General features: G+C 64.1%; 16 protein-coding genes. 6 read left to right on the forward strand and 10 right to left on the reverse strand.

Annotated features, from left to right (window positions below):
• Window positions 1–243: 243 nt before the first annotated feature.
• Genes CBW50_RS12140 through CBW50_RS12150 form a run of 3 tightly spaced genes read left to right on the forward strand, consistent with a single transcriptional unit; the run spans window position 244 to window position 4,186 of the window.
• Window positions 244–2,355, forward strand: coding sequence for a site-specific recombinase (locus tag CBW50_RS12140; protein ID WP_086145850.1), 2,112 nt, complete (start codon window positions 244–246; stop codon window positions 2,353–2,355).
• Window positions 2,352–3,743, forward strand: a complete 1,392-nt coding sequence (cls, locus tag CBW50_RS12145) for a cardiolipin synthase (RefSeq protein ID WP_086145793.1) — start codon at window positions 2,352–2,354, stop codon at window positions 3,741–3,743. Before CBW50_RS12140 ends, cls begins: the two co-directional genes overlap by 4 nt.
• A gap of 14 nt (window positions 3,744–3,757) precedes the next feature.
• Complete coding sequence (locus tag CBW50_RS12150) at window positions 3,758–4,186, forward strand: hypothetical protein (RefSeq protein ID WP_086145794.1); 429 nt, start codon at window positions 3,758–3,760, stop codon at window positions 4,184–4,186.
• Between the two features lies 1 nt (window position 4,187).
• On the opposite strand, the gene CBW50_RS12155 is transcribed toward CBW50_RS12150, so the two are convergent.
• From CBW50_RS12155 to CBW50_RS12165, 3 genes are read right to left on the reverse strand one after another with little or no spacing between them, the layout of a single operon-like run.
• The gene (locus CBW50_RS12155) at window positions 4,188–5,006 is read right to left on the reverse strand and encodes a metallophosphoesterase (protein WP_086145795.1); all 819 of its coding nucleotides are present in this window, start codon (window positions 5,004–5,006) and stop codon (window positions 4,188–4,190) included.
• Between the two features lie 3 nt (window positions 5,007–5,009).
• Window positions 5,010–5,918, reverse strand: coding sequence for a diacylglycerol kinase family protein (locus tag CBW50_RS12160; protein WP_086145851.1), 909 nt, complete (start codon window positions 5,916–5,918; stop codon window positions 5,010–5,012).
• Between the two features lie 11 nt (window positions 5,919–5,929).
• Window positions 5,930–6,682: a phosphatase PAP2 family protein gene (locus tag CBW50_RS12165; RefSeq protein ID WP_319017214.1), complete on the reverse strand. Its 753-nt coding sequence runs from the start codon at window positions 6,680–6,682 to the stop codon at window positions 5,930–5,932.
• A gap of 146 nt (window positions 6,683–6,828) precedes the next feature.
• On the opposite strand from CBW50_RS12165, the gene CBW50_RS12170 reads away from it, so the two are divergent.
• Window positions 6,829–7,053 carry a hypothetical protein gene (locus tag CBW50_RS12170; RefSeq protein ID WP_010396348.1) on the forward strand — a complete coding sequence of 75 codons (225 nt, stop codon included), beginning with the start codon at window positions 6,829–6,831 and terminating at the stop codon, window positions 7,051–7,053.
• 107 nt (window positions 7,054–7,160) lie between these two features.
• On the opposite strand, the gene CBW50_RS12175 is transcribed toward CBW50_RS12170, so the two are convergent.
• From CBW50_RS12175 to CBW50_RS12190, 4 genes are all read right to left on the reverse strand, one after another.
• Window positions 7,161–8,249, reverse strand: a complete 1,089-nt coding sequence (locus CBW50_RS12175; protein ID WP_086145796.1) for an AI-2E family transporter — start codon at window positions 8,247–8,249, stop codon at window positions 7,161–7,163.
• An 89-nt stretch (window positions 8,250–8,338) separates the two neighbouring features.
• Window positions 8,339–9,529 (reverse strand): DUF1501 domain-containing protein, encoded by a 1,191-nt coding sequence (locus tag CBW50_RS12180; RefSeq protein ID WP_086145797.1) that lies wholly within the window; start codon window positions 9,527–9,529, stop codon window positions 8,339–8,341.
• 20 nt (window positions 9,530–9,549) lie between these two features.
• Window positions 9,550–11,094 (reverse strand): DUF1800 domain-containing protein, encoded by a 1,545-nt coding sequence (locus tag CBW50_RS12185; RefSeq protein ID WP_086145798.1) that lies wholly within the window; start codon window positions 11,092–11,094, stop codon window positions 9,550–9,552.
• Window positions 11,095–11,193: 99 nt separating this feature from the next.
• Entirely contained in the window at window positions 11,194–12,096 is a 903-nt protein-coding gene (locus CBW50_RS12190; protein WP_086145799.1) for a LysR family transcriptional regulator, read from the reverse strand.
• 95 nt (window positions 12,097–12,191) lie between these two features.
• On the opposite strand from CBW50_RS12190, the gene CBW50_RS12195 reads away from it, so the two are divergent.
• Window positions 12,192–13,208 carry a zinc-binding alcohol dehydrogenase family protein gene (locus CBW50_RS12195; protein WP_086145800.1) on the forward strand — a complete coding sequence of 339 codons (1,017 nt, stop codon included), beginning with the start codon at window positions 12,192–12,194 and terminating at the stop codon, window positions 13,206–13,208.
• Here the strand turns inward: CBW50_RS12195 and CBW50_RS12200 are convergent, their stop codons facing one another.
• Window positions 13,209–14,477, reverse strand: a complete 1,269-nt coding sequence (locus CBW50_RS12200; protein ID WP_086145801.1) for a glycerate kinase — start codon at window positions 14,475–14,477, stop codon at window positions 13,209–13,211.
• Between the two features lie 90 nt (window positions 14,478–14,567).
• Here CBW50_RS12200 and CBW50_RS12205 point away from each other — a divergent pair, with 90 nt between their 5' ends.
• Window positions 14,568–14,921, forward strand: a complete 354-nt coding sequence (locus CBW50_RS12205; protein WP_086145802.1) for a YnfA family protein — start codon at window positions 14,568–14,570, stop codon at window positions 14,919–14,921.
• On the opposite strand, the gene CBW50_RS12210 is transcribed toward CBW50_RS12205, so the two are convergent.
• Together CBW50_RS12210 and CBW50_RS12215 are read right to left on the reverse strand one after the other, a co-directional pair.
• Entirely contained in the window at window positions 14,922–15,323 is a 402-nt protein-coding gene (locus CBW50_RS12210; RefSeq protein WP_226936208.1) for a TerB family tellurite resistance protein, read from the reverse strand.
• A 63-nt stretch (window positions 15,324–15,386) separates the two neighbouring features.
• Window positions 15,387–16,346 carry a TerC family protein gene (locus CBW50_RS12215; RefSeq protein ID WP_086145803.1) on the reverse strand — a complete coding sequence of 320 codons (960 nt, stop codon included), beginning with the start codon at window positions 16,344–16,346 and terminating at the stop codon, window positions 15,387–15,389.
• Window positions 16,347–16,447 lie beyond the last annotated feature (101 nt).

Here is a 16,447-nt window from a genome sequence, read left to right on the forward strand (position 1 = left end):
TACCTTATCCTCGCTTTTTGTCCAGCAATCTGTGCGTTGTACAACAGAAACTTCAGCTTAGCCCTGGGAAAAGAGTCGGATACTGACAACACGCAAGGGTGAGCATGATCCATGGCAATTGCTGCACAATAAGGTCAAAAACAGGCCCTGCCGTGAAGCAATGTTCGGTGGCGAACGTTGCTGGATTTGACGCAGGCAGTACACTACTGGTTTTACCGACAGCGGCTCGCCCGTTTTTTCTGCATGCTAGCTATCCTCGAACGCATAGACCCCAACTCCAGCAATATCGACTTGCTGGTGGAATTGTTCAACTCTCTGCGTCCCAAGCGCCCCCACGACAGCGCTACCGCGATCGCCAACGTGCGCACCCTGCGCCAGCTTCTCAAAGGTAATCCCGCCCAGGCCCGCGCCCTGCACGAATACGTGCTGCGCGTGCTGGCCGCGCGCCGCCACGCCAGCCTGTACACGGACATCGGCGTGCTGTCGAACAGCGGCTTTTTCACCGAATTGAAACGCCGCATCGCCTACCGCATGCTGCCGCCCGCCCTCGGCGACGAATACCTGAACGACGCACTCGACCAGGTGCTGTACCTGAAGACCGATTATTTGTGGATCAGCAACGTGCCCGCCACGGACTGGCTGGAGCTGTTCGACGTGCTCACCAGCGACGATATCGAACTGGCCGTCGGCGACGGTAATATCATGCTGCCCGGCATGCTCGACGCCATCCGCACGCTGTCCTACCGCGTCTGCGCCATGGGCCTGGAGCCGGAACTGACGCGTTTCCACAGCGAAATTGAAGTATTCCAGTCGCCGTTCATGGTGCAGAACACGGAAGTAAACGCCTACCTGGACGCCTACACGAATTTGCTGCAAGGCGACATCGAGCATATCGAGGACGCGCGCCATTTGCTGGTGATGCTGGACCAGTGCGACGCCGTCATCGCCAAGATCCGCAAGAAGGCCCTGTACCAGGGCACCAGCATTCCCCTCACCTATCTGCTGGTGGCGCTGGCGCAGAGCATCGACCGCCTGCGCAAGCTGCTGTTCCTCGTCGACACGAGCGGCGAGCTGCCGGCCTCGGGCAACGTGGACATCGACGCCATCACGGTGGACGCCACGCAGGACTTGCTGCACCCGCAACCGGTCAGCCGCCGCCGCGCGGGCGCCGTGGGACTGGCGCTGGAACTGATACGCGCGCACAACCATAAGTACAAGGTCAGCGACCTGTTCTCCGACAATATCAACTTGCTGGCGCGCAATGTGACGGAAAACGCCAGCCGCACGGGCGAGCACTACATCGCGGAAAACCGCCGCGAGATGGGCGCCATGTTCCTCTCGTCGGCGGGCGCGGGCATCATCATCGGCTTCATGGCCCTGTTCAAGATATTGATGTCGTATTTGCGCTCGGCGCCGCTGGTCGAAGCGTTCATGTTCAGCATGAATTACTCGATCGGCTTCATGTTCATCCATTTGCTGCACTTCACGGTGGCCACCAAGCAGCCGGCCATGACGGCCTCGCGCATCGCCGCCGGCCTGCACAGCAAGGATGGCCGGAATATCGACCTCGACAGCATGGCCGAACTGATCAACAAGGTCTTCCGCACGCAAAACATGGCCGTGCTGGGCAACCTGGCCACGGCCATCCCCACGGCATGGCTGATCGCGCTCGGCTACAAGGCGATCACGGGGCACAACCTGGTGACGCCGGAAAAGGCCATGCACTTGCTGCACGACATAGACCCCATCGGCAGCCCCGCCATCTTTTACGCCATGATCGCCGGCGTGTGCCTGTTCGTGGCCGGCCTGATTTCCGGCTACTACGACAACCAGGCCCTGTACACGCGCTGGGCGCAGCGCATCGCGCAATTGCGCGGCCTGGGCCGCGTCATCGGCCAGGATCGCTTGCAGCGGCTGGGCCTGTACCTGGAAAACAACCTGGGCGGCCTGATGGGGAACTTCTATTTCGGCATCCTGCTCGGTTCCATCGGCACCCTGGGCTTTTTGATCGGCTTGCCGATTGATATACGTCACATCACCTTCTCGGCCGCCAACTTTGCGACAGCGCTGGTGGGACTCGATCACAATATGAGCTGGCAGCTGGCCGTCAAGTCGTTGTCGGGCATCTTCGCCATCGGCACGGCCAACCTGCTGGTCAGCTTCGGCCTGGCCCTGTGGGTGGCCCTGCGCTCGCGCCAGGTGCGCTTCAAGCACGGCATGCAATTGCTGAAGATCCTGGGCAAGCGCTTCCTGCGCTCGCCCATCGTCTTCTTCTTCGGCTCGAAAAACCCGCCGCCACTGGCACTGGCCGATGACTCGGCAAACCTGTCACCCACGACCAAGGCTCAAAAATGACCGCTCGGCGCTTGCAACCCTGCCTCACCGCCCTCCTGCTGTGCTGGACCCTGGCTGCATGCGCCGCGTTGCCAAACGTTAAGAATCTCAATACCACTTTGGCCCCCGTGGCCAAGCCCAAGGTGATCACGGGCAAGGGCGCCGTGCTGGACGTCAACAGCCGGGCCGCCCTGCTCAACAAGCGCTGGGCCAGGTCCGGCATGGACTTGAAGACCCAGGCCGCGCTGGAAGAGGCGGCCACGGGCGTGCCTTTGATCAAGGGCAACAAGGTGACCCTGCTGTTTGACGGCCCGCAAACCATGGCCGCCATGTTCCAGGCCATCAGCGAAGCGAAGACCAGCATCAACCTGGAAACCTATATCTTCGACCAGGACCCGCTGGGCCTGAAATTTGCCGACATGCTGATCGAAAAGCAGCAAGCGGGCGTGACGGTCAACGTCATCTACGACAGCGTGGGCACCATCGGCGTGCCGCAGGCGTTCTTCGAGCGCATGCGCGCGGCCGGCGTGCACCTGGTGGCCTTCAACCCCGTCAACCCCGCCAAGCTCAAGGGCGACGACTGGAAGATCAACAACCGCGACCACCGCAAGGTGCTGATCGTCGACGGCAAGACGGCGTTTACGGGCGGCATTAATATCAGCGATACCTACGCGAAAAGCTCGCTGTTCCGCTCCAGGAACAAGTCCGCCGACAAGAGCGACGTAGGCTGGCGCGATACCCACGTGAAAGTGGAAGGCCCGGCCGTGGCCGCCTTCCAGTGGCTGTTCATCCGCACCTGGGCCCAGCAGGACCAGGCCGACTTGCCGGACGCCAATTATTTCCCCGTGCTGTCCGAAGTGGGCGACAAGCTGGTGCGCGTCGTGGCCAGCGAGCCGGACGGCGGCTTTGAAATCTACAAGGCCTACATCCTGGCCATCCAGGAGGCAAAAAAATCGATCCACATCACGTCCGCCTATTTCGTGCCCGACCAGCAGACGGTCGACGCGCTGGTGGCGGCCGCCAAGCGGGGCGTGGACGTGACCGTGGTGCTGCCCGGCGTATCCGACAGCGGCCTCGTGTTCCATGCGGGACACGCGCTGTACGACCAGCTGCTGGCCGGCGGCATCCGCATCTTTCATTTGAAACTGGCCGTGCTGCACGCCAAGACGGCAGTCATCGACGGCGCCTGGTCGACCGTGGGCTCGACCAACATCGACATGCGCAGCTTTTTGCATAACAGCGAGCTGAACGTGATCGTGCTGGGCGACAGCTTCGGGCGCGAAATGGAAAACGCCTTCCAGGAAGACTTGCGCGATTCGCAAGAAATTACCAAGGCGAAATGGGAAACGCGGCCGATTTCCGACCGCATGAAGGAATGGGCGGCCCGTTTCATGAATTACTGGCTGTAAGCGGAGCGGTCCCGATGCGTTTGCTGAAATGGCTGTGCTGCCTCTCGCTGGCGCTGGGCTTGCTGCTCGGCGCCAGCGTGGCCGTCTCGGCCTGGAGCATCATCCACCGCGCCGGCACCGCACCCGTCGTCAGTGCCTCCGGCAAGTACAAGATCGAATCGGTCTCGGCGGCCGGCATCTTCACGCTGTTCGAGAAGGGGTATGTGCGCCTGACCGACATCGCCCACCCCGGACACGTGTACCGTTCGCCGATCGTGTTTGACGGCAGCATCGATTTTTCCCATCTGGACGAGACGGACGATGGCCTGATCTTCATGGGGCCGTTCTTTTTCGATACCCGGAAAAAGCGCTTTGTCACGGACGATCCCGCTGTCAAGCAAGTGTGGATGAGCTTTTTCACCAGCAATGTGCCATGCGACCTGTGGTCCCAGGCACGCCCTTAGCCTACAACGGCCGCAAGCTGGCCCACACCCCGCCCTGGCGCGCGAACGCTTCCGTGCTGACCTTTTCAAAGTCGCCCTTCCCGTCACTCCAGCTGTAGCGCTCGACCCGGATGCAGCTGTCTTCGATGCGGATGACATTGAACGAGTTCGACTCGCCCCGGCCCCGCGTGGACGTGGCCGTGCCCGCCTGCACCATCAGGGCCGCGTAGCCATCGATCTTGTAGCGCTCGGCCGTGTTGCCCGCCACGCTGGCATGCAGATGCCCGGCCAGCAATAAATCCACGCCGCATTCGGAAAACATCTGCAGCGCCAGCGGCGCGCGGTCCACCAGGTCATCCTCGTCGAAGTGCTCGGGCAAGTCAAATGGATGATGCGTGACAATGACGCGCGTCAAACCGGGCGGCAAGCGGCCCAGGCGTTCACGCAGGAAATCGATCTGCTCATGGCTGATGCGGCCATCCTTGAACGTCATCGAGCGGGCCGTATTGATGCCCAGCACGGCGATTTCCTCGTCCACGTATTCGGGCGACAAATCGTCCGTCACATGGCGCTGGTATTTCACCAGCGGCGTCAGGAAGCGGGAAAAAACGTTATACAAGGGCACGTCATGGTTGCCCGGCACGACGATCTGCGGCCCCGGCAAGCTGTCGAGGAATTGCCGCGCCTGCTGGAATTGCACGCTGCGGGCCCGCTGCGTGAGGTCGCCCGAGACCACCACCACGTCCGGCTCCAGGCGCTCGACCAGCGCGCGCAAGGGCGCCAGCAGGGCCGCATCGACCTTGCCAAAATGCAAATCGGACAAATGCACGAGGGTACGCATGGCCTACTCCTGGGCTGGCGCCGGCGCGGGAACGAGCACGTCCAGCGCGGCGGGACGGATGCGGTAGCGCAGCGGCGTATTCATGACGGTCACTTCGCCATCGGTGGCCACGCGCAGGCGGCGGTGGTGCGTGGCGATCTCCAGGTCGGTGGCCGTCAGCACGTCGAAGTCCTTGGCCTGCGACAACTTGCCGAACAGCGCATGCAGGGCCAGGCGCACGAGGCCCAGGCGGCCCGGACGCTGCGCCACGTACAGGCTCAGCTGGCCGCCATCGAGCCGTTCGCGCTCGCCGATATTCAAGCCTTCCATCAGGTATTCATTATTGCCGATGAAGACGAAGGGCGTGCGCCGCGCATGCACGGCGTCGTTGAGCTTCAGCTGCACGCCGAGAAAGGGATAGCGGCGCAAGGCGGCTACCAGCGCCCAGCTGAAGGCCAGCCACTTGCCCCGTCCCAGCCGGCGCTGCTGCTTTTCGCGGTCGCGCACGATGTCGGGATACAGGCCCAGGCTGGAATTGTTCAGGAAGATGCGGCCGTTGACTTCGCCCACGTCGACCTTCACGGGCACGCCCCGCGCCACGTTGGCAATCGCCGCCTCCAGCGTGAGGGGAATATTCAGATCCTTGGCGAAATGGTTCAAGGTACCCAGCGGCAAGACGCCAAACGCCGTGCCGCTGCCCACGACAACGGAAGCGACGGCGTTGATGGTGCCGTCGCCGCCGCCGGCCACGACGATGGGCGCGCCATCGCGCAGGGCTTGCCCGGCCGTGGCGATCATCTCGGCCCCGCTTTGCGCCAGGGTGACGGCGGCGTCGAGGCCCACGGCCAGGAATTGCGCTTCGAGCTGCTGCGCCCAGTCCGGCGCGTAGCCGCAGCCGGCGCCCGCGTTGATGATGACGGCGATTTTGCTCAGGATCGTTCCCCTTATGTGGTTTGCCGGATATGCCGGCGGCGGCGCAGGGTCGACACGCCCGCGATGCAGATGGCCAGCCAGCCATAGCTTTCCGCCATGGCCGCCAGCACATCGCTCAGGTAATGCGCGCCCAGGTAGATGCGGCTGAAGCCGACGAGCGCCGCCATCAGGAATGCCCCCAGCGCGATGGCGATGCGCCGGCCCCAGGCGCCAGGTGCCGTCTGGCAAATCAGGTAGGCGGCCAGCAAGCCGTACAAGGCTGTCGACGTGGCCGTATGGCCACTGGGAAAGCTGTACGTGCTCAAGGCCGTCTGCAGGATGGGCTCGTCAAAGCTGGGCCGCGCGCGGACAAAAATGTACTTTAACAGCAGGTTCAAAAACATGACGCCCGGCATGGTGATGACCAGGGTAAACAGCCAGTAATTGGCGCCCTTGCGGTGCAGATACCAGCCCAGCAAGGTAGCCAGGGTGATGGCGCCGATCACGCCATGCAGGTGCGTAACGAGCAGCAGGCAGCTGGTAATCCACGGCACGGCGTGCCGGTTGAACCACTGCGCCACCTGCAGGTCGATCACCGTAATCCGGGCCATGCCCATCACGGCTTCGGCGATCTCGTGGAAGACCACGATGGCCACCAGCATCAGCGCCACGCCGACCGTCATATGCAGGCCCAGTTCGCCTTCGGGCGACAGGCGCGCCTCGACGAAGCGGCGCAGTTTCAGGGTCCAGCCCGTGGTCATGCCCATGTCATTTTTCTCTTGCAAACTACTTGCTCCTCAAATCAGGCGTGATGATCAAAAAAACCACACCAGTAAAAAAATACTGTTTATTCATACAGTAGCTGTGTTTTCATACAGTAGTTATGCTATTCTGATGACTCGTTCAACACATCTCCCTCAAAGGAATTGTCATGGCAACATTGAATAGCGGTTTTGGCTCACGGTTCGGCCTGGAATACGCCCCAAGCTCTTTCCTCGTCCGCATGGGCAAGCGCGAAATCCTCGTCTGCCGCGACTTCCGCAAGCGCTACTACACCGTCAATCCCTTGATCGAGTGCGGTACGGGCATCGAGCCGGGCTATGTTGAAGTGCTGCTGATGCGCCGTTGGCTCCTCATTCTATCCAAGGCGCATTAAGAATGCCTTTAAAGCATGGTGCTTGCACCCTGTTCTAAAGTCAGCTCTGTCCGGCCACGCCGGGAGCGCGCCAGTACCGGCCAGCGGCAACGCTGGCCGACCCCTCATTACTGCGTGCGTTCCGGTGCGGCCGGGCTGGCAGGTGTTTTACCGTCAAACACATTCGCCTCGTACCACAGGGTCACGAACAGCACCATCACGACGGGGCCGATGAACAGGCCCACGAGGCCCAGCGTTTCCACGCCGCCCAGAATGCCGAACAGCACGGCCAGGAAGGGCAGGCGGGTGGCGTTGCCGATCATGCCTGGCCGCACGAAATGGTCGGCCACGAACAGCACCACGGTGCCCCAGGCGGCCACGCCGATGGCGGCGCCCACATTGCCCTGGAACACCAGCAAGGCGGCCGCGCACAGGTAAGCGAGCGGCGCGCCGAACGGGATGATGGCCAAAATACCAGTGGCGAACGCCCACAGGGCCGGTGACGGCAAGCCGGCAATCGCATAGGCGATGCCGATCAGCACGCCTTCGGCCAGGCCCACCAGCACCAGGCCGTTGACTGTGGCGCGGATGGCCGTGGGGATCTTTTGCGCATAGCGTCCCCACCGCTCGGGCCGCAAAAAATGGCTGCCGATGGCCGTGATCTGGCGCGTCAGCGCTTCGCCATCCTTGTAGAAGAAAAACAGGCATAAAAAGGCCAGGCCGAAGTCGACCAGGCGGTGGAAGACGTCGGCGCCGAGGACTTTCAGCATGTCGCGGGCGGAATGAAAGCCGCCCACGGCGCTGCCCGCAAAAAAGTGGCCAAGGCCATGGGGCTGGCTCAAGGTGGCTTGCCACCAGTCGCCGATGGCGCTGCCGGCCAGGGGAATGTGCGGCACCCAGTCCGGCACGGGCAAGCCGTCCGTATTCGCATGGACGACGAAGTTGGCCAGCACGGGCACTTCGCGCGCCGCCTGCGCCACGCCGAACAGCACGGGGATGATGAAGATGCAGGCGAACGCCAGGGTCAGCACGGCCGCCGCCACGATGGGGCGCTGGCCCAGCGCCGCGCGCACGCGCAGGTACAGGGGCCAGGTGGCCACGCACAGGATGCCGGCCCACACGAGCGGCAAAAAGAAACGCTGCATGACGAAGGCCGTCACGGCGATCAGGGCCAGGGAAAAGCCTGCGCTGACGATGTCGCGCTGGGTATCGTTCATGCCACTCCATTCGTGCCCGGCGCCATGGGCAGCCAGTATTCGCTATGCGCCACATGCGCAGGCGTAGCGTAACACGGCGATTCGCCGATTTACACGAGGCCCAGCTCCGCCGGTTTCACGCCGGCAAATACGTGGTCGAGTTGCGCCGGCGTCAAGCCGAAGGTGCGGCGCAGCAAGCCGCCCAGCACGGCCCGGTATTCGTTCAGCACGGGCATGTCGCGGTTCTGGAACAGGTTTGCCTGCGAAATCGCCACCTGCTCGCCCGCCACCTGCTTGCCCTTGATCCCGCCACCGAGCACCCAGAACACGCTGCCGTGGCCATGGTCCGTGCCGCGGTTGCCGTTTTCGCGGAAGGTGCGGCCAAATTCGCTGACGACGACGACCACGGTATGGCGCCAGGCGCCGCCCATTTCCTGCGAAAACGCGGCCAGCCCCCGTCCCAGCTCATCGAAGCGCCCGGCAAGATAGCCGCTGGCGCCGCCCTGCCCCACGTGCGTATCCCAGCCGCCCACGTCGACGAAACCGATGTTGTATTTGTCCTGCATCAAGCGGGCGATGCGCTGCGCCTCCAGTTCAAAACCCTTGGTACTGATGGCATTGCGGTTGGCCGCCTGCATTTCTCCCGTCAGTTCCCTGGCGACATCGTCGCGCACGACGAAGCCGGCGGCCACCTGCTGCTGCAAGGGCGTGCCCTTGTACATGGCGGCGATGACCTGGCTTTGACGCGCATCAATGCCGGACTTGCCCAGCGCGCGCAGCCCCATGTTCGGCACTTGCACGCCGCCCTGGAAGATCAGGGGCAGCTGGTCCGTGAAGGCGATGGCCGGGCTGGCCTTGCCGCTGTTTAAGGTCTGCACGAGGCGGTTCAAAAAGCCCGAGCGGAAGTCGCGCCGCCCGCCGATCTCCTGCCCCAGCTCGATGCTGTCCTGCGTCTCGAAATGGCTGCGCGTCAAATCCGTCGTGCCGGCAAACGGGACGAAGGCCGCCTCGCCGCCGTTGAACATAGGATAAATGCTGTCGCGCAAGGCGGGATGCAGGGCCCAGTCGCTGTTGAGCGCCAGCGCGCCGTTGTCCGCGCCCGGTTTCGCGATGGCGATATTCGGCCGCGATGCATAGTAAAAATCGCTGCCGATGGGCACCAGCAGGTTGTTCGCGTCATAGCCGCCGCGCAGGAAGACGAACAGCAGCTTCGCATCCGTGGCGGGCGCGGCCAGCAGGCTGCCCGCATGGGTGAGCAAGGGCGCGGCGGCCAGGGCTTTCAACAGGTCACGACGGTTCATGGCTATCCTCCGGTTTCAACTTAGCGGTGCATCATTTCTGGCGAAGACAGCAAAAAGGTGTTCCACTCCTGCGGCGAGCCAGCCTGCTCCAGGGCCTGGCGCGTGGCGGGACTCAACGTTGGCTGCAGCGACTGGTAATACAGGGCGCTGGCCAGCTGGGGGAACGCCGCTTTTTCCTGCGGCTGCGGGCCCTCCGTCCTGAACAGGCCGGCGCTGCCCGAGGCGATGGTGCGGGCGATATCGAAGCGCGTCGTCATCTGGCCGGGGCTGGCCCAGGAAGCGTCCGTCAGCGGATAGCCATCGGGCGTCTGGCGCCCGTACAGGGGCTGGCCCATGCGCGCGAGCCAGCTCAGCATGGGACCGGCGTTGAGGATGGGTTTGTCGTCGTAGCTGAGGCGCACGGCCGACACCACGTAATGCATGGGGTCCTTGAATTTCTTGCCCAGCGACTGCCTGAACTCGGGACTGCTGAACATGGTCTGCAGCACATCGGCGATCATGCCGTCGCTTTGCCGGAAGGTGGCCGCCATGCGCGCCACCAGCGCTTCGGGCGGATTGTCGCCGACGAAGTACTGGGCCAGCTTGCCGCTGATAAAGTGCGCGGTGGCGGGACTGCGGCTCAGGCGATCCAGCGCTTCATCGAGCTCGGCCAGGCCCCTGCCCTTCACGGTTTGCCCGAGGAATTGCTTGTCGCCGTAGTCGTGGCGGTTCGGATTGAACTCGAACAAGCCCCGGCGCACGTATTGCGATTGCAGCGCCGGCTTCACTTTCGGCGTGTCCGGCCCCAGGTTCACGCCTACGCCCGTCAGGATGCGCGCCAGTTCCTGCACGTCCTTCTGGCTGTAGCCGCCGTTCACGCCCAGGGTGTGCAATTCCATCAGCTCGCGCGCATAGTTTTCATTGATGCGGTTGGCCGCGTTGGCTTCATTGTCCAGGTAGCGCAGCATGGCCGGGTGGTGGACCGTGGCGCCCAGCAAGTCGCGAAATTTCCCCAAAACATGCGGGGCGATGGCGTTCGCCTCGTAATCGCCGACCATGGCGCGCAAGTTGTGCTTGCCCTGGTGCACGCTGAAATGGTTGAGCCAGAACCAGCTCAGTTGCTGCTGCAGCTGGTTCGGCGCATACACGTCGAGCAGCAGCGAGCGCGTGGCCGCCTCGCGCGCCAGGCGGTTCAGTTCCTGCTGATACTCCTTTTGCGCCTGCTGCTTCACCATGTCGTCCATCACGCCGGCCGACGCCTTGCGCTTTTGCTCCACGGACATGACGAGCTGGTCGAGCGGCACCTGGCTGATGGTCATGGCGTCGATCTGCGCCTGCACGGCGGGCGGCAAGGCTGATTTTCTTGGATGCAACTGCGCCTGCAGCCAGGCGTTCCAGCCTTGCGCCTGCAGCTGGCGCACGCTGCCCGCGTTCACGCCCCAGCTGACCCGTGCCAGCATGGCAATGTCCTGCGCGGAACTGGCCGGCACGCGATGATCGGCCTGTACGGCGGGTTCCGTCGCGGCGCAGCCGGCCAGCAACAGCAGGGAAATCAGGGTGGTCGGCAATAATCGGTTGGGGGGCATGGCGATCCTTCAGGCGGTTTCAACCAGAATGCATGAGAGTACGCCCTCGTTGACCCGCGCATGATTGCCATTTGCAACGAGTTGTAAAGAAACATTACCTTATAGCAACTCCGCACACTTGTCGCGCAGGAAATCGCGCAGCTGCAGCACCAGCGGCGTCACCTGCGCCCGGTGCATGCACACGAGGTGCAAGGGCGTGGCCTCGCCCGCCACTTCGGGCAGCAAGGCCAGCAAGCGCCCGGCGGCCACGTCGCCGGCCACGTCGAGCCGCGATTTGTAGGCGATGCCCAGGCCGGCCACGGCCCAGCGCCGCACGAGGTCGGCGTCGTCGGCGCTGCGGTTGCCGCTGACGGAAATCGTCACCTGCTCGCGCTGGGGCAGGCGGTAAAAAGTCCAGCGGTCGTGCAAGCCGTCTTCCAGCGCGAAGCGCAGGCAATTGTGCTGCGGCAAGTCCCCCAGCGCCAGCAAGGTCCCATGCTCGTGCAGGTAGGCGGGCGAAGCCACCAGCACGCGGTCATTGGCGGGCGCGATCGGCATGGCGATCATGCTCGAATCATCCTGCAGGCCATAGCGGATGGCCACGTCGACTTGCTGGCGCACCATGTCGGCCACCCGGTCGCTGACGCTGAGCTGGTAATGCAGCTTCGGGTGGCGCGCCTGGAATTCGTCCAGCCAGCCCAGCATCAGGTTGCGGCCCAGGTCGGAGGGCATGGCAATTTTCAAGGTTCCGCCGAAACTGTCCTTGCCCGCCAGCAGTGCGTCGTGGCCCGCGCGCAGCAGGCGCAAGGCTTCGCGCGCGTGTTCCAGGTACTGCGCGCCTTCCGCCGTCAGGCTCAGCGAACGGGTCGTGCGGGCCAGCAGGCGCAAGCCCAGCTCCCCTTCCAGGCGCTTGACGGCGGCGCTGGCCAGCGCGGGCGAGATGCCGATCTCGCGCGCGGCCGCCGACAAACTGCCCCGGTCGGCCGTGCGCACAAACACCTGCAAGTCATCGAGTCGCAGCAATTTTCAACATTCCTTTGAAAGTGTTTCGGTACGCGCCCCCTTTTTCCAGGGCGACAATACGACCATCATACGGTATCCACTCAACGAGGAAGCACATGAAAGCCATCGCCTACCGCCACAGCCTGCCCATCACGGATGCCGACGCCCTGCTCGACATCGCTCTGCCCGTGCCCGTCGCCACGGGACGCGACCTGCTCGTCGCCGTCAAGGCCATCTCCGTCAACCCCGTCGACGCCAAGGTGCGCAGGAACCGCGCGCCGAAGGACGGCCAGCCCGAAGTGCTGGGCTGGGATGCGGCCGGCGTCGTCACCGCCGTCGGTCCCGACGTCACCCTGTTCCAGGTGGGAGACAAGGTCTGGTACGCGGGCGCCATCAACCGCCCCGGCAGCAACAGCGAATTTCAATTGGTCGACGAGCGCATCGTCGGCCACATGCCGGCCAGCCTGGACTTCGCCGCGGCCGCCGCCCTGCCGCTCACGGCGATCACGGCCTGGGAATTGCTGTTCGACCGCCTGCAGCTCAGCCGCGACAAGAGCCTGAGCGGCAAGTCGCTGCTGGTGATCGGCGCGGCCGGCGGCGTCGGTTCCGTGCTGGTGCAGCTGGCCCGGCAATTGACGGGCGTCACCATCATCGGCACGGCCTCGCGTCCCGAGACGGCGGCCTGGGTGCAGGAACTGGGCGCCCACCACGTGATCGACCACAGCCTGCCGCTGGCCGCCGAAATCACGCGCCTGGGCTTGCCGCCCGTCGATTACGTCATCAGCCTGAACCAGACCGACAGGCATTTCGAGCAAATCGTCGAACTGATCGCGCCGCAGGGGAAATTTGCCCTGATCGACGATCCCGAGCACATCGACGTGCGCAAGTTCAAGGGCAAGAGCGTGTCCCTGCACTGGGAACTGATGTTTACCCGTTCGCTGTTCCAGACGGCGGACATGATCCAGCAGCACGCCTTGCTGGAGGAACTGGCGCAGCTGGTGGACGCGGGCGTCATCAGGAGCACCGTGGCCGAGCGCTTCGGCACGATCAATGCGGCGAATTTGAAACGCGCGCATGCCCTGCTGGAGAGCAATACGGCGAAGGGAAAAATCGTCCTGGAAGGTTTTAACTGATCAGGTAATCAAAATGGCCCGGAAATCATTGACATTCGTCAATGTCGGGCCCGTGATCACGGCGTCTCCCAGCGCCTGGAAGAAGCCGTGGCCATCGTTGTTGTCGAGGCTGTCGCGGGGCTTGATGCCCAGCGCCCAGGCGCGTTGCAGGGTGTCGGGCGCCAGAAGCGCGCCGGCGATCTCTTCCTGGCCGTCGACGCCATCCGTGTCGCCGGCCAGCGCATGGATGCCCGCTTGCCCGTCCAGCGCGATGCCCAGCGCCAGCAAAAATTCCACGTTGCGCCCGCCGCGGCCGTTGCCGCGCACGGTGACCGTCGTTTCGCCGCCCGACAGCAGCACGCACGGGGCGGGAAACGGCTGGCCCCGCATGGCCGCTTGCAGCGCGATGCCGGCCATGACCTTGCCCACGTCGCGCGCCTCGCCTTCCAGGCTGTCGCCCAATATATACGGCGTGACGCCGGCCGCGCGCGCCACGGCGGCGGCCGCTTCCAGGGCCATCTGCGGCGTGGCGACCAGGGTCGTGCGCGTGCGCGCCAGGCGCGGGTCATCGGCTTTCACGGATTCGCCGCGCCCGCTTTCCAGCGTTGCTCTTATGCTCTCCGGCAAGTCCATGCCATAGCGGCGCACGATGGCCAGCGCGTCCTCGCACGTCGTCGCGTCGCCCACCGTGGGGCCGGAGGCGATATCGCCCAGCTTGTCGCCGGGCACGTCGGAAATCGCCAAGGTCACCACTTGCGCCGGATGGCAGGCGGCCGCCAGCCGGCCGCCCTTGATGGCGGACAAATGGCGGCGCACGCAATTCATTTCGCCGATGGTGGCGCCGGACGCCAGCAGCGCCCGGTTCAAGGCTTGCTTGTCTTCCAGGGTGATGCCGTCCAGGGGCAAGGCCAGCAGCGAGGAGCCGCCGCCGGAGATCAGGCACAGCACCGTGTCGTCCGCCTGCAAGTTGCCAACTAATTCCAGCATGCGCCGCGCCGCCTGCATGCCGGCCGCATCCGGCACGGGGTGCGACGCTTCCGCGATCTCGATGCGTGCGCAGGGCACGGCATAGCCGTAGCGCGTGACGACGAGGCCGGACAGCGGCCCCGGCCAGTGCTGTTCGACGGCCTGCGCCATGGCGGCCGAGGCCTTGCCGGCGCCGATGACGATCAAGCGTCCCTTGGGCGCGGGCGGCAGATGGGGCGGCACGCAGTGCGACGGCTGGGCCGCTGCGATGGCGGCGTGAAACATGGCTTGCAGCAAGGCGCGCGGCGCTGGGGTCGTCGTCATGGTGTGTCCTCCGGTATCCGAACCCGATCATAGCAGGGACGGCGCCGCCCGGCGGCTAGAATGGCGTCTTCACCACATCACAGGAACACCATGAGCGACGCCATCGAATGGACCAGTCTTGCCCGCACCTTCGGGCTGTTTACCGTCACGGCCGTGGCCGAACTGCTGGGCTGCTACCTGCCCATGCTGTGGCTGAGCAACAAGGGCGGCGCCTGGCTGCTGTTGCCGGCCGCTGTCAGCCTGCTGGTCTTCGTGTGGCTGCTGACCCTGCATCCGGCCGCCAGCGGACGGGTCTACGCCACGTATGGCGCCATCTACATCGCCACGGCGCTGGGCTGGCTGTGGCTGGTGGACGGCGTCACGCCTGCCTGGACCGACATCGCCGGCGTGGGCATGGCCCTGGCCGGCGCCGCCGTCATTGCCATGGGGCACAAGGCAGCGTAATTACGCCGCGTGCTGGCGGAAGTTCGTTTCCGCCGACCATGCCGTGCCGGCGCGGGCCAGCAGCACGGCTTCGCCATCGGCCAGCCAGTCGTCCGCGTCGGCAATCTTCCACATCGCTTGCAGCAGCTTGCGGCGCAGGTCCGGGTCCGTGATTTCATCGAGCAGGCTGTCGATCACGCCATGGGCCAGCTGCACGGCGCCATGCACGGTCGAGGTCAGCATGTCGTCGCACAGGTCTTGCAGCAGCCGTTGAAAAGCGGCGGGCGGCAAGTCGATATGTTCGAGGATCTTGCTGCCGTGCAAGGCCTGCAGTTCGGAGCTGTCCAGGTTGCCATCGACGATCATCATCAGGGCCAGGATACGGCCCGCTGCCTGGGGACTATTGATTTCATAAGTACGCATGATCATTCCTTCCATTGTTATTCAAGAAACGCGCCCCCGCCGTGGCGGGGCGCGCGGTACCGCTTACTTTTTGCCGCGGGTGGCAAACACGCTGGCCAGGCAGCTTGCCGCGATCAGCACGAACACCACCAGCAGCGACGCTTCGACCGGCACGTGGAACCACGGCATGACCAGCATCTTTGCGCCGATGAACACGAGCACCATCGCCAGGCCATACTTGAGCAGATGGAAGCGGTCAGCCACGTCCACCAGCAGGAAGTACAAGGCGCGCAAGCCCATGATGGCGAACAGGTTCGACGTGAAGACGATGAACGGGTCCGTCGTGATGGCGAAGATCGCCGGGATCGAGTCGACCGCGAACACCAGGTCCGTCACCTCGATCAGGATCAGCACCAGGAACAGCGGCGTGACATAGCGCAAACCGCCCTTGTTCACGAAGAAACGTTCGCCGTGGTCGCCGTCGGCCACCCGCAGGTGGCGGCGGGCAAAACGCAGCACCGGGTTGTTCGCCACGTCCGGCTCGGCGTCGGCCGCCACCAGCATGCGGAAGCCCGTCACCAGCAGGAAGGCGCCAAACAGGTACAGCACCCAGCTGAACTCGCTCACCACCCAGGCGCCGGCCATGATCATCACGGCGCGCATGATGATCGCGCCCAGCACGCCGTAAATCAGCACGCGGCGCTGGTACTGCATCGGTACCTGGAAGGCGCCGAAGATCAGCAGGAACACGAACACGTTATCGACCGACAGCGCTTTCTCGATCAGGTAGCCGGAGAAAAACTCCAGCGCCTTCTGGCTGGCGATCTCGGGTCCGGCCGTGCCGTTCAGGTACCACCACAGGCCGCCGTTGAACAGCAGGGCCAGGCTGACCCACACGAGCGACCATGTCGCCGCTTCCTTGACGCTGACCTTGTGCGCCTTGTTGCCGCCGAAGACGAACAAATCGAGCGCCAGCATCAGCAATACAAAAGCGATGAAGCCGGCCCACATGGGCGCCGTTGCAATGCTCTCCAGGCCGTTCATCGGCGGCCTCCGCTACTGCCTCTATCTCTACGCCAGCACATGATGTCTCTCCTTGCATGAATGAGCAGTCATCATAGGCGCAATTGAAACATCGAACAAAT

Origin of the sequence: Janthinobacterium sp. GW458P (genome assembly GCF_002127585.1) — a bacterium.
Taxonomy (GTDB): domain Bacteria; phylum Pseudomonadota; class Gammaproteobacteria; order Burkholderiales; family Burkholderiaceae_D; genus Janthinobacterium.

Coding starts and splice junctions, on each gene's coding strand:
- CBW50_RS12180 (WP_086145797.1), bottom strand. CDS start 9,529: ATGAACCGTCGTGACCTGTTGAAAGCCCTGGCCGCCGCGCCCTTGCTC.
- CBW50_RS12215 (WP_086145803.1), bottom strand. CDS start 16,346: ATGAACGGCCTGGAGAGCATTGCAACGGCGCCCATGTGGGCCGGCTTC.
- cls (WP_086145793.1), top strand. CDS start 2,352: ATGACCGCTCGGCGCTTGCAACCCTGCCTCACCGCCCTCCTGCTGTGC.
- CBW50_RS12170 (WP_010396348.1), top strand. CDS start 6,829: ATGGCAACATTGAATAGCGGTTTTGGCTCACGGTTCGGCCTGGAATAC.
- CBW50_RS12210 (WP_226936208.1), bottom strand. CDS start 15,323: ATGCGTACTTATGAAATCAATAGTCCCCAGGCAGCGGGCCGTATCCTG.
- CBW50_RS12140 (WP_086145850.1), top strand. CDS start 244: ATGCTAGCTATCCTCGAACGCATAGACCCCAACTCCAGCAATATCGAC.
- CBW50_RS12155 (WP_086145795.1), bottom strand. CDS start 5,006: ATGCGTACCCTCGTGCATTTGTCCGATTTGCATTTTGGCAAGGTCGAT.
- CBW50_RS12185 (WP_086145798.1), bottom strand. CDS start 11,094: ATGCCCCCCAACCGATTATTGCCGACCACCCTGATTTCCCTGCTGTTG.
- CBW50_RS12205 (WP_086145802.1), top strand. CDS start 14,568: ATGAGCGACGCCATCGAATGGACCAGTCTTGCCCGCACCTTCGGGCTG.
- CBW50_RS12195 (WP_086145800.1), top strand. CDS start 12,192: ATGAAAGCCATCGCCTACCGCCACAGCCTGCCCATCACGGATGCCGAC.
- CBW50_RS12175 (WP_086145796.1), bottom strand. CDS start 8,249: ATGAACGATACCCAGCGCGACATCGTCAGCGCAGGCTTTTCCCTGGCC.
- CBW50_RS12200 (WP_086145801.1), bottom strand. CDS start 14,477: ATGACGACGACCCCAGCGCCGCGCGCCTTGCTGCAAGCCATGTTTCAC.
- CBW50_RS12150 (WP_086145794.1), top strand. CDS start 3,758: ATGCGTTTGCTGAAATGGCTGTGCTGCCTCTCGCTGGCGCTGGGCTTG.